Origin of the sequence: Pedobacter sp. HMWF019, assembly GCF_003061025.1 — a bacterium.
Lineage (GTDB): Bacteria > Bacteroidota > Bacteroidia > Sphingobacteriales > Sphingobacteriaceae > Pedobacter.
Genome location: NZ_QAIL01000122.1, coordinates 15,888 through 28,304 on the forward strand (window position 1 = coordinate 15,888; position 12,417 = coordinate 28,304).

General features: G+C 43.3%; 13 protein-coding genes. 2 read left to right on the plus strand and 11 right to left on the minus strand.

Annotation, left to right across the window (positions count from 1 at the left end; genetic code table 11):
* Positions 1–13: 13 nt before the first annotated feature.
* The 10 genes from DBR11_RS07615 to DBR11_RS07660 all read right to left on the minus strand — a co-directional run bounded on the left by DBR11_RS07615 (position 14) and on the right by DBR11_RS07660 (position 7,290).
* Positions 14–316, minus strand: a complete 303-nt coding sequence (locus DBR11_RS07615; RefSeq protein WP_255564063.1) for a transcriptional regulator — start codon at positions 314–316, stop codon at positions 14–16.
* Complete coding sequence (locus DBR11_RS07620; RefSeq protein ID WP_108551219.1) at positions 313–933, minus strand: hypothetical protein; 621 nt, start codon at positions 931–933, stop codon at positions 313–315. The genes DBR11_RS07615 and DBR11_RS07620 overlap by 4 nt, the downstream gene beginning before the upstream one ends.
* 67 nt (positions 934–1,000) lie before the next feature.
* Positions 1,001–1,507, minus strand: a complete 507-nt coding sequence (locus DBR11_RS07625) for an N-acetyltransferase (protein WP_108551221.1) — start codon at positions 1,505–1,507, stop codon at positions 1,001–1,003.
* Positions 1,508–1,600: 93 nt separating this feature from the next.
* On the minus strand, positions 1,601–2,425 hold the full coding sequence (locus DBR11_RS07630; RefSeq protein ID WP_108551223.1) for an SUMF1/EgtB/PvdO family nonheme iron enzyme: 825 nt from the start codon (positions 2,423–2,425) through the stop codon (positions 1,601–1,603).
* Positions 2,412–3,167: a hypothetical protein gene (locus DBR11_RS07635; RefSeq protein WP_108551225.1), complete on the minus strand. Its 756-nt coding sequence runs from the start codon at positions 3,165–3,167 to the stop codon at positions 2,412–2,414. Before DBR11_RS07635 ends, DBR11_RS07630 begins: the two co-directional genes overlap by 14 nt.
* A gap of 166 nt (positions 3,168–3,333) precedes the next feature.
* On the minus strand, positions 3,334–3,624 hold the full coding sequence (locus DBR11_RS07640; RefSeq protein WP_108551227.1) for a putative quinol monooxygenase: 291 nt from the start codon (positions 3,622–3,624) through the stop codon (positions 3,334–3,336).
* Positions 3,596–4,237, minus strand: coding sequence for an NAD(P)H-dependent oxidoreductase (locus DBR11_RS07645; RefSeq protein WP_199233789.1), 642 nt, complete (start codon positions 4,235–4,237; stop codon positions 3,596–3,598). The genes DBR11_RS07640 and DBR11_RS07645 overlap by 29 nt, the downstream gene beginning before the upstream one ends.
* 99 nt (positions 4,238–4,336) lie before the next feature.
* Complete coding sequence (locus DBR11_RS07650) at positions 4,337–5,509, minus strand: glycoside hydrolase 100 family protein (RefSeq protein ID WP_108551244.1); 1,173 nt, start codon at positions 5,507–5,509, stop codon at positions 4,337–4,339.
* Between the two features lie 12 nt (positions 5,510–5,521).
* A complete protein-coding gene (locus tag DBR11_RS07655) occupies positions 5,522–6,664 on the minus strand; it encodes a glycosyltransferase family 4 protein (RefSeq protein WP_108551229.1) in 1,143 nt (380 codons plus the stop codon).
* Positions 6,661–7,290, minus strand: a complete 630-nt coding sequence (locus tag DBR11_RS07660) for a PIG-L deacetylase family protein (RefSeq protein WP_108551232.1) — start codon at positions 7,288–7,290, stop codon at positions 6,661–6,663. The genes DBR11_RS07655 and DBR11_RS07660 overlap by 4 nt, the downstream gene beginning before the upstream one ends.
* A gap of 186 nt (positions 7,291–7,476) precedes the next feature.
* On the opposite strand from DBR11_RS07660, the gene DBR11_RS07665 reads away from it, so the two are divergent.
* The gene (locus DBR11_RS07665; protein ID WP_108551234.1) at positions 7,477–8,298 is read left to right on the plus strand and encodes an ATP-binding protein; all 822 of its coding nucleotides are present in this window, start codon (positions 7,477–7,479) and stop codon (positions 8,296–8,298) included.
* A 3-nt stretch (positions 8,299–8,301) separates the two neighbouring features.
* On the opposite strand, the gene DBR11_RS07670 is transcribed toward DBR11_RS07665, so the two are convergent.
* On the minus strand, positions 8,302–9,750 hold the full coding sequence (locus tag DBR11_RS07670; protein WP_108551236.1) for an APC family permease: 1,449 nt from the start codon (positions 9,748–9,750) through the stop codon (positions 8,302–8,304).
* Between the two features lie 202 nt (positions 9,751–9,952).
* Between DBR11_RS07670 and DBR11_RS07675 the strand changes: the two genes are divergently transcribed.
* Positions 9,953–12,154 carry a sodium-translocating pyrophosphatase gene (locus DBR11_RS07675; RefSeq protein WP_108551238.1) on the plus strand — a complete coding sequence of 734 codons (2,202 nt, stop codon included), beginning with the start codon at positions 9,953–9,955 and terminating at the stop codon, positions 12,152–12,154.
* Positions 12,155–12,417: the final 263 nt, after the last annotated feature.

Genomic DNA, 12,417 nt, shown 5'->3' on the forward strand with positions numbered 1-12,417 from the left:
AGTGTAAAAAAAATTAGGGTTTCTGTTGTTTAATTAAATTTTCAAGCGCCTGGAGATGCCTTTTAAAAGCATTCCTACCTATTTCCGAAGCCAGGTACTGGGTATTGGGTTTTCTGCCTACAAAAGTTTTGTTCACGGTGATATACTCTTCTTTTTCCAAAGCTTTTAAATGTGAAGCCAGGTTACCATCTGTAACTTCAAGCAATTCCTTCAAGGAATTAAAGTCATAGTGTTCATTAGCGACCAATACGCTCATAATCTGCAAGCGTATTCGGTTCTCGAATGCTTTGTCGAAATGGATCAGTGGATTTTTCACCTGTCGTATTTAAAGTGCATAATAGAACCATATACAATATGCAGCACGCCAAAGCCAATTGTCCAGAACACCAAGCCATAGCCAGGTTGCAGCGCAGCAATCAGGCCCAAAGCAATTTCCATGATGCCCAGCCATTTTACATCTTTATAGGTATAATGACTCCCCGCAACCAGCGATAAACCGTAGAAAATAAGTGAAGCAGGCGCAACAATTTCAACAAAGCCTCTGGACAAAAGCGCTAAAATAAACAAACCACCGGTAACCAAAGGAAAGGCCATGCTGACCAGTAATCTTTTACTGCCTGGGTTCCAAAACTCCTGCTTGTTCTTTCTGGCTTTTCTAATGGTTAAATAGATGCCCGTACCAAGAGATAAAATTAATACGGCTAAGGCCACTGCAATTAATTTCCAGGTGATATAAGCATCATTTACATAATGCTCCCGGTAGGCTAAGCTTTTGGAATTTCCATAAACGATCTTATACCCTATTGCTGATCCTGCCAATGCATATACACCTGCCATGACACCAGATAAACCGCTCAGTGAAATAAATTTAGCAGAACGTTCCATCAGATTCCTGATAGACGACAATTCGGCATAGATGTCTTTTTCCTCCATTTGAAAGTACTTTGAGATACAAAGTAATATAGAAAAATCCAGACTTCCAAATATTATATTGTTTTTATCAAACCTCTATTTCAAAAAGGCTCAGCGTAATTGCATTATAGTGTGCCGGAAGCTGATCTGAATCCATAGGTTTGGTGATTCCCTTAAAGGTAAAACCACAACTCACATAATAGTCAATCAAAGACTGGTTATCTCCCCACGTATCCATACGGATAAATAATTTCTGGTGTTGTTTACAAAAATCGCGGGCCCAGTCTGCAATAATCTTTACAAAATTACGGCCCCGAAAGTCCGGCCAGGTCACAATACGGTGGAGGTAAATTGCAGGTGGGTTGTTGTTTTCGCCCCATATCTCGGGGTCTTGATAAGCGACAGCAAAGATGCAGGCCGGCTTTCCGTCTATCAGGATTTTCCATTGACGGTTTTCTTCAATTTCCTTTTCAATTAAAGTGCGTTCAAAAGGTTGCCAGTGTTTATCGAATTTGGTTTTCTGATAAGCTACAGCGGCATCATAAAACTTAAAAATGGTCTCTATATCTTTGGGGGTACTATTGACAATCTGCATGTTCTTTTGTTTGTAATACCCAAAGGTATTGCATTAATTTAAAGAGATTACAGCACAGTTTCGATAGATTTTAGGGGTACAGCATATGCTTCTTTAGAGTTTAACCACCCGGAAGCCCTGATTGCTGAAGGAAGCATGAGGGCTTACCCTTCCAATATCCAGTGAATTGAAGAAACCACAGGCATTTTTGCTGCACCACCAGGAACCGCCCCTGGCATAGGCAAGCTTGCGGTCTTTTGGGTCTGTTATTAATATACCTTCACAAAACTCGAATACATTCCCGTATATATCATATAAACCATAGGCATTAGGCTTAAAACTGCCTACAGGAGAAGTGTACAGATAGCCATCTGAAGCATCGGCAACTTTATGATTCCGGCCATGCCAGATATTGGCGTATTCCCCAATTTTTTCAACATCATTGCCCCAAAAGTAAAGGGTGGAAGCACCCGCCCGGGAAGCGACTTCCCATTCATCAAGACTCGGCAGCCGAACTTTCGCCCAGGCACAATACGCCCGGGCATCACTATAACTGATGCTGGTTACCGGATGGTTCATTTTATCTTCAATACCTCCGCGGCTCTTTCCATTGGGATATTTCCAACAGGCTGTGCTGTCCTGGAGCCATTTGAATTCGTCAAGTCCCGGCTCAAAAACCATGGCATTTTTCAAGCGTTCGGCATCTGTAATATAATGAGTGGCTTCAATAAAAGCTTTAAACTGATGGTTTGTCAATTCGGTTGCAGCGATATAAAACGTTTGGATATGTACCTTTCGGAGCGGATTTAACTGGTGTGTCTTTCCGCCCAGTAAATAATTTCCCTGCACAATCTTCACAAAGCCGGTATCCTGTTGCCCGATAGCCTGCTGTACCAGCAAACTAAAAACCCAAAGCAGCAGTATTTTACTTCCGGCCATTGTAAAATGCTATTGCTCTGCTGATGATCAGCTCCTCATTGGCTTTGTTATAATTGATAAAACTTTGCGCATCGCTTTTATCTCCGTACAGTTTTACAAAGGAGGTAGAAATCATAAAGGGCTTATACTCGTTATTTTTCATAAAAAGCATCAGAACCGTTAGGATATCAAAATCTTTATGGTCCCGGTTATACAGCTCGATCAGAAAAGGAATGGTTTCTGTTGCATTCATTTCTACAAGCGCTGTTTTATAATTGAGACCTACCCTTTTGCTCCTGTTCACCGATTCTTTAATTAAGGATACTACTGCATCCTTTTGGCTTTTCAGGAAGTTTGCTTGTCTTTCACTCCAGGACGATTCGTTAAAGGCATCGGGGAGTATTCCAAATATTTTTTTGTCTTCGTCTATAATTGGCGGAACAACATCGCAGTTTTGACTATAGCTTTCCGCATGGATCATGTGGTAGGTAAACTTTTCATTTAAAGGCAGTGCCAGATAGGCTTTCTGATTCAAGGGGGATTTGGAATCATCATCAGCGTCTTTAATTTGGGCAATCAGGGCTTTAATTTTAACCAGACCATAAGGCGGAATGGTATTTTTCAGACGATATTCATGATAGGCCTGACTAGAAGGACTGGCTTGTCTCCATGTCCCTTCCTCTTGTGCAAAAAGGGAGAAAGACAGGAGTAAAAAGAGGAAAAATATGCTTGATCTGCAGCATTTAACGGTTTGTATTTTCATTCTTATTTTAAATAGGCAGTTCAAATCTAAACAATTTGGAAGATTTATTTTCTTACCGATTATAATAAAAAAGAGATTCAAACGTCTTATATACTGAGAGCGTTAATTAGATGGCGGGGATGCAGTTTTCGGACAGCATCCCCGTTTCTTTTGCCATCTAATCAGGTTATCCCACCCTTTCTGTTTTATACATAACTGTCGTTCCATCTATGATACTTGCGGAGTCGTCCACAAATTTCTGAATATGGGGTTGACTGTTGTGAAGGTCCAGACCTTCCTGGCTTGCCCATTCTTCATGAAAAATAAACACTTCAGGATTTTCTGTACTTTGGTGCAAATCATATTGCAGACAGGCCGCCTCGCTTTTTGAACCGTCTACCAAATCCAAAAGCAATCTTTTCATTGCTGCAGATTGCCCGGTTTTACTTTTAATAATTGCTGTTAAGAATACGCTCATTATGTTCTAAAGATTGATTGATGAAAATTTCTTCTAAGTGTGCTTTGTATCTTTTCAGATCATTCACAATATCCGGATTCTTTTCCACATCGTGAAAATGAATGCCTTCTAAAGGTTTCATACCTGTAAAGGCGTTCATACGGTGAAAACCAAACAGGATACCGTCGTCTACAGATCTTTCACTAAAAAACTCTCCGGGTAAGGTGAAGGCTGTTGCTGGTGCATTCCAGGAAGAGGTAACCATATATTTCCTTCCATGTAAGGTACCTCCTGTACCATAATGAATAGCGGGATTGATCGAATTTCTTCCGTCACTGTTATAAATGCCTTTTTGATGCCCTGCAGTGAAAACAACATCAATGTATTTTTTCAAAGCATGCGGTACCTGGAACCACCAAATCGGTGTATGGTAAATGATCACATCTGCCCATACATAGTTTTCTACTTCCTGTCCAGGATCATAATCTTCATTGACATCCGTTGACCGGACCTCAAATTCAGGGCGGCTACTAAAAAATTCTACCGTGGTATCTAATAAAGTCTTGTTAAAGCGTCCACCAGAGTGACCAAATTTCTGTCCTCCATTGATGATAAAGATTTTTTTTATGTCCATTTTATTTTCTTTCTGATTTATGGACACAAAGTTACAGTGCATTATGCTACTATTATAATAGCATAAATCATACTGTTCTATTATAATTATGATAGAATACTAATAATTTCTGATCTCCTCAAAGAAAGGTGTGCGCTTTTCCTCCACGCAAGTCGCGGCATAAAGATAAAGTGCTGCAGACCAAGTTTGCCAGTCTTGCCCTTTAGGTAAGCCGTCCTGGGCTTTGTACCATTCATTAAATCCATATTTAAGGCTCTTATTGACTGGTTGCTTGATGAGCATTGTTAAGGCATAGAGCTTTTTACGCGCCAGTTCAAATTTACCTGCAGCCACCAGTGCAGCAATATAAAATCCCGAAATAAATGGCCATATTCCACCATTATGATAATTTCCAGGCAGGTTAAAGTCTGCATACCGGGGAATCCAGTCAGGATCTTTGGGAAGGATAAAGGGAAAGAAATTTGGCGTTACATCTACAGCCAGATCACGGCTGTCTTTCATTTCACTGCAAGCGCCTTCTATCCAGGAGACCATTTCTTTTGCCCGGGTTAGAGGAGCCAAGCCTGATAAAATTGCGAGGCTGTTACCCAACAGATCGAATCGTGCACTACTATAAACCTTATATGACCATAAGGCATAATAAGGTTTACTTTTTACGACGAAACCTTCGTGTACATGATGATGATGTACGGGACCTTCTATTGTAAAGTGTTTCATATCCCGGCACAGATTCGAGGCCCGTTCTTCGTGTCCAAGCATTTTCAGATAGCTGTAGGTAAGCGTATTCACAAACAGACCATAACCAAGCACCCATTGTTCATCCCTCCAGTCGCTGGTGGGTTGCTGGGCAACCAGATATTGATCGGAGGGAGATTGATATTCCATCCAGGTCAGGGATTTCTGCACAGCATCTTCTAAAAAATTCTTCTCTCCAGTTAACTTTCTGAAGATAGCTGTAGCCATCAAAAACAGCGGAGTGGTATCACTTGCACCACGGTCTTCGGCATCATGAACCAGGGAGGGTATATGCCCTCTCGAAGATTGATTAGAAGCCAATACCCGCAGAGTTTTCCTCATACTTTCCAACAGCAAGGGGTTTCCTGATACACCTATCCCTAGGATGGAGATCATCAAATCCCGCGTGTATGGTTCGGGATATCCCCAGGCGGCTGTGCGCGGAAGGCCCATGAAAGGGCCCTTTGCATTATTGATCAAAACCTCAGTTGCTGCTTGTTTTGCCGCTTTCACTTCTTCTAAAAAATCCTTTTCCATAATGATCGTCATTTAATAAATGCCTAATTTTTCATTGATGAGGGCGATAAATTTAGAAGCCACAACCTTGTAATTGAAATGTTCCACTACTCTTTTACGGCCCGCCTCACCCATGGACTCTCTTTTGTTTTCGTCCAGCAGGAGTTCCTCCAGCCCGTCGCGTATATCCGAAACATTTGCCCTATAGTCTACTGTTCTGGGCACCTCAAAAACGATCTTCCTGTTTTCTTCAAATCCGGATTCTGATCCAAGTGTAGTTTCGTGGAGCACAATTCGTTCGCCTACTTCAGCCAAAAAAGCAGTTTCTCCATGTACCAGTGTATCCAGCATCCCCATGGCATGAATGCCAATGACGGGTTTTCCGCAGGCCCCGGCTTCTACCTGGAGCATACCAAAACCTTCCAGACGGGATGGCGCCGCGTAAATATCACAGGCAGCCAGTAAATAGGGAGCAAACTGGCGTGACATCACATTGGTCACATATTTCACTTTTGAACCTATCCCAAGCTCTTCAGCAAGCTGGAGGTCATAAGCATTTTGCACCTCGGTACGCGGCTGCGGCCATACTTTGCAAAGATATGTCCAGCTTGGAACAGGAACTTTAATCTGCGCCAGGGCCTGCATCACTTCTCGCCCACCTTTTGACGCGGCATCACCTCCAACGGTCAGGATCAGCAGTTCATCGGGGGAAACGCCAAGTGCGGCTCTTGCCGCCAGTACTTTCGGGTCTGTTTTTAAGCGGGGCCTGAAGGTTTCCGTATCACAGCCTACTGGCAGCACCAAAATGTTTTCCGGACGAATGCCGTCCCTGACATACATTTCTTTCACCCAGTTGGAGGTAACCAGGATCAGCGGCAAAGCATTGAGCACCTCCTGATAATTGGCGATATAACCATCCGCAACCAGCCAGGGCACGGCCAGCATATTGTGCTGCTGTGGATGGAGTACTATTTTTGGGGTATGCCCCCAATAACCTATACCCACCACCACATCTGGTTTAAACCAGTGATAATACCATTCTTTTTCCAGTTCTGATTCAAAATGTACAGCATGTACTTCAACATTTAACTCTTTTAGTCCGCGGTATAACAGATCTCCCTGGGTGGCCAGCCCACTTGGTGAGGCCGGATAATCATATAACAAAAGTACTTTCATTTTTTTTCGATATGAGTGAGACGACTTAATGCAGCGGTATGTGCCGTGAATTTCCAGAAGGCCTCGGCTCTTGGCGTAGCTTGAGCTTCCCAGCTGTGGGAATTAAAGCCATATATTTTGGTCATGATGTCGTATTTACGCTGCCAGATTTGTGGCGGAAGTACATGATACAATTCTGCTGCTTTAATGGCTTGCGGAGCATAAGCACGGAGTCCGTCTTCATAGGCAAAAGTCCACAACTCTTTCGATGAGATCCTTTCCTGTGTCCAGAGCTGCAAAACGGCCCGGCTGCTTTCTTCATGCCGAAGGTGCCTGGTGTATTCTCCGTTCAAATCGTGGGTAATGATGAGATCGAAAAACCGCTCGGGCAATAGTTCCAGGATACGTTGTTCCACATCTTCCTCTGCTAGCGGGAATTGCTCTGGGCCATCTTCCATATCGCCCATCACTCCCGACGCTCCCAGGATATCCATTACTTTATAAAATTTCGGTGCCCGGTCCTCATCGTATTTCCTGGCCAGGCAGACCACAAACCAGTCCCACTCTGGATGGCTTAATACCAGGCCTCCAGCCCACAGGGTTTCATCATCCGGATGCGCTACGATCAATGCCACTTTTTTTATCATGTCATGTTATTAATCTCCTCTGAATGAAACCCTTCAAAGCCAAAATTGTTTATTCTGACTGACTATTTATAATTTAAGTATACAGAACACAACACTTAGCCAAATCAGTTGAGTAGTTTAAAGCGGGATTTTTTCTTCTTTCCCCGGAATTGAACTACCTTTAATCAACGACCTTTACTCAAGACAATGAAATCATACCTCAGCCTGGCAGCCTTCATCTGCCTTTGTTTACCATTGAAAGCCCAGCACCGGCTCATTAAACTCTGGGAAACCGACAGTGTAGTTAATCTTCCCGAATCTGTTTTACCAGATACCAAGGCTAAAATTTTGTATACTTCTATTATGGGAAACAACCCGAATGATAAAGACGGCATTGGTGGGGTAGCCAAAATAGGCATGAACGGAAAAATACTGGACCACGATTGGATACAAGGTTTAAATGCACCCAAAGGACTGGCCCGTTATGGGAATACCCTTTATGCAGCAGATTTGACCGATGTGGTGGTGATTGATATAGCAAAAGGAAAAGTACTGCGTAAAATCCCTATTGAAAACACTAAATTTCTGAACGACATTACAGTAGACAGTAAAGGCATTGTATATGTATCTGATTCCCGTACCAAAAGGATTTATGCCATCCGAAATGATATACCTGAATTGTATCTGGACAGCATTGCTGGTGTAAATGGACTAAAAGCGATTGGCGATGATCTGTACATTGTTGGTGGTAAAAATATTTTAAAAGCAGATGCACATAAAAACCTAACTAAAATTGCAGAACTGCCTTATGGCGGCGACGGCCTGGAACCTGTCGGAAACGGCGACTTTCTATTTACAGCCTGGGCGGGTTATGTCTATTATGTGTATGCTGACGGACGGCATGAACTTCTACTGGATACACATGAAGAGAAGAAGAACACAGCCGACCTCGGATATGATCCCGTAAAACGGATCTTATACATTCCAACCTTTTGGAAAAAGAGCATAATGGCCTATCAGCTAAAATAAGGGCTAGACTTTCTCCTTTGCTTTTGTCATATAGTATACCGGAATACCAAGCAGCATAATCAGCACGCCCCATCCACAGGTATTTGTTTTATAAATGAGTAAAGCAATACTAAGTGCCGAAGCGACAATAATATACAGAAAAGGCAAAACCGGGTAGCCAAAAGCCTTATACGGCCTTACTGCATCCGGCATTTTTTTACGTAAAATAAAGATACCATAGATGGTCAGGATGTAAAAGATCAGAACAATGATCACTACAAAATCCAGCAAGTCTCCATATTTTCCTGTTAAACATAAAGCTGATGCCCAGGCACCCTGTACCCAAAGCGCCCAGCCTGGTACATCATTACCGTTCAGCTTGGCTGCATTTTTAAAGAACAATCCGTCTTTGGCCATTGTATAATAGACCCTTGCCCCAGCCATGATCAGTCCATTGTTACAGGCAAATGTGGAGATCATGATCATCACTGCGATAATAATCGTTCCTGCCTGTCCAAAAATATGTTGTGCAGCCACTACGGCAACACGATCTGATTTCGCTGTGGTAATTTCATCCAGAGGCAATACGGCCACATACATCACATTGGCCAGAACATAAATGATGCTGACAATGAGGGTTCCAAGAAACAAGCTTAAGCCAACATTCCGCTCCGGTCGTTTAATTTCACCTGCGATAAAGGTTACACCTGCCCAGGCATCACTGGAGAAAAGAGAACCTACCATTGCGGCTGAAACGCCAGAGAGCAATAAAGTTCCGCTGATATTGGTCCATTGCAGCGTTTCCAGACTAAAAGAACGTGTTGACCAGGCATTGGCCCAGTTGGCATTCCAGACTTCAGCTTTAGCCCCGATTGTAAACCCGAAAACAATCAATCCGAACAGGGAAAGAATTTTAACAAGCGTCAGGATGGTTTGTAGGATCTTACTGTTTTTTACCCCACGGCTGTTCAGATAAGTTAATAATACAATGGTGATGATGGAAACGAGCTGGGCAGCACTGATCGAAAAATGTTCGGGTACACCTTTGCCACTTACCCCGGTCTGAATTTGCCAGAGCATATTATTTTCACTAAAGGGCTCGTATAAATACGCTGTAAATTTGGAAAAGGCCACACCCACTGCAGCAATGGTTCCGGTTTGAATCACCCCGAAAAGACTCCAGCCATATAGAAAGGCAATGAGCTTATTATAGGCTTCTTTGAGGTAAACATACTGTCCTCCGGCTTTGGGAAACATGGCACTCAGCTCCCCATAGCTTACTGCTGCTGTCATTGTAATCAAGGCCGTAGCTACCCAGATCAGGATCAGCCAACCGGCCGAACCGACTTGCCTGGCGATATCGGCACTCACAATAAAAATTCCTGAGCCGATCATGGAGCCTACAACGAGCATAGTTCCATCGAGCAGTCCTAGTTCTCTTTTAAAAGAATGCCCCTGTGTATCTTTTTCCATTGGTTTGGTTTTGGTTGGTTTTGTTTTTCCTGTTGGTCTGCACTAAGATATTTAAAAATTTGAATAATAAAACACCTCGATTAAACAGCGGATTAAAAATTTGCGAATGTGGGAAACACTTTTATTTTTGTATATATTAGCTAGAGCCAAGCAAGCTGATTACCAAACGCATATCACCAATCTAACCAAATACAAATAATTTATGGAGTTTCTACAAAACAATCTTATTTACATGATACCAGTCTTCGGGCTGGTAGGAATCCTGGTTATGGCCATCCAAAGTGCCTGGGTAAGTAAACAGGACGCAGGAGATGCGACGATGACCGAACTTGCCGGCCACATTGCCGACGGTGCCATGGCCTTTTTAAAGGCAGAATGGAAAGTACTGACCTATTTTGTGATTATTGCCGGCGCCCTGCTGGCCTGGTCGGGAACCATGACGGGCAGCCTTGAGGCTCCTATTCATTCCAGCCCGGTCATTGCAGTTGCCTTTTTAATTGGAGCTGTATTTTCGGCTTTTGCAGGTTACCTGGGTATGCGTATTGCTACTAAAGCCAATGTGAGGACGACCCAGGCGGCAAGAACCAGTCTGGCAAAAGCCCTGAAAGTTTCTTTTACCGGCGGGACCGTAATGGGCTTCGGTGTTGCAGGCTTAGCCATTTTTGGTCTTGGAGGTCTATTTATTGTTTTGTATACCAGTTTTGTACCCGCAGGGAGTCTGGCTTCGGGCGTGGATATGAAAAAAACCATCGAAGTACTGGCCGGCTTTTCCTTAGGTGCAGAGAGTATAGCACTTTTTGCCCGGGTTGGCGGTGGAATCTATACCAAAGCTGCCGATGTTGGTGCGGATCTGGTGGGTAAAGTAGAAGCCGGAATTCCGGAAGATGATGTAAGGAATCCGGCAACCATTGCAGATAATGTGGGCGATAATGTGGGTGATGTTGCCGGTATGGGTGCCGATCTTTTTGGCTCTTATGTGGCCACCATTCTGGCTACTATGGTTCTGGGCCAGGAAATTAAATCTGAAGACCAGTTTGGAGGCATGGCCCCCATCCTGCTGCCTATGTTGATTGCCGGTCTGGGACTGATCTTTTCTATCGTTTCTTCCTGGTTTGTAAAAATCAGCAAAGAAACTGACAGCGTTCAAAATGCTTTAAATATTGGAAACTGGCTGTCTATTCTTTTAACAGCTGTTGCAGCCTATTTTGCGGTACATTGGATGTTGCCGGAGCACATGTCTATCCGGGGCTTCGAGTTTACTTCCGCTGCAGTATATTATTCTATTTTAGTAGGTCTGGTGGTTGGAACACTGATGAGTTTAATCACAGAGTACTATACCGCTATGGGGAAACGTCCTGTTCAATCTATCATTAATCAATCTTCTACCGGCCATGCCACGAATATCATCGGAGGTTTGTCTGTGGGGATGGAGTCTACGGTACTGCCTATTCTTGTATTGGCCGCGGGAATTTACGGTTCTTATTATTTTGCAGGGTTCTACGGTGTAGCGATTGCCGCGGCAGGAATGATGGCCACAACAGCCATGCAGCTGGCCATTGATGCTTTTGGACCGATAGCTGATAATGCTGGTGGTATTGCGGAAATGAGCGGCTTGCCTAAAGAGGTACGTGAGCGTACAGACAATCTGGATGCAGTAGGGAATACAACCGCTGCTACGGGCAAAGGCTTTGCTATCGCTTCTGCAGCTTTAACTTCCCTAGCTTTGTTCGCAGCCTTTGCAGGCATTTCGGGAATCACTTCTATTGATATATATAAAGCCAATGTACTTGCCGGCCTGTTTGTAGGTGGTATGATCCCCTTTATATTCTCTTCACTTTGTATTTCTGCAGTTGGCCGCGCGGCCATGGCCATGGTACAGGAAGTAAGAAGGCAATTTAAGGAAATACCGGGCATTATGGAATATAAAGCTAAACCAGAATATGAAAAATGCGTAGCCATTTCTACCAATGCTTCCATAAGGGAAATGATGCTGCCGGGTGCCATTGCTATTGTTGTTCCTTTAATTGTAGGTTTCATTTTTGGGCCTGAAGTTCTAGGTGGATTGCTGGCAGGAGTTACTGTATCTGGTGTACTAATGGGTATTTTCCAGTCCAATGCCGGAGGTGCCTGGGACAATGCTAAAAAGTCTTTTGAAAAAGGCGCAATGATCAATGGCACCATGCAATATAAAGGATCAGATGCACATAAAGCTTCTGTAACCGGCGATACCGTTGGTGATCCTTTTAAGGATACCTCCGGCCCGTCTATGAATATCCTGATCAAGTTGATGTCTATTGTATCACTGATCATTGCCCCACATATCGCTGTAGGCACAGCAAGCAATGCCCAGGCTAAACTGATCAAGAAAACTGAGGCTGCAAAAACAATCCATATAAAACCCTAGAGGTCGTTTAAACCACTATCATTGTTACCGTTAAAAGGGATTTTCAGATGAAAATCCCTTTTCTTTTTAGAGTTTTTTAACTAGGTTTGGAACGGATATAATTTTACATTCAACCTACATTCATAAAAACCTAAACTAACTACAAACTAAAATATGCTATTTAAAAAATCTATTCCACAACTATTGGCCGAAGCGAATGAGAGTGGAGAGGGTACCTTAAAGCGTTCCCTGTCCAGCTTTAATCTGGTGGCCCTGGGTGTTGG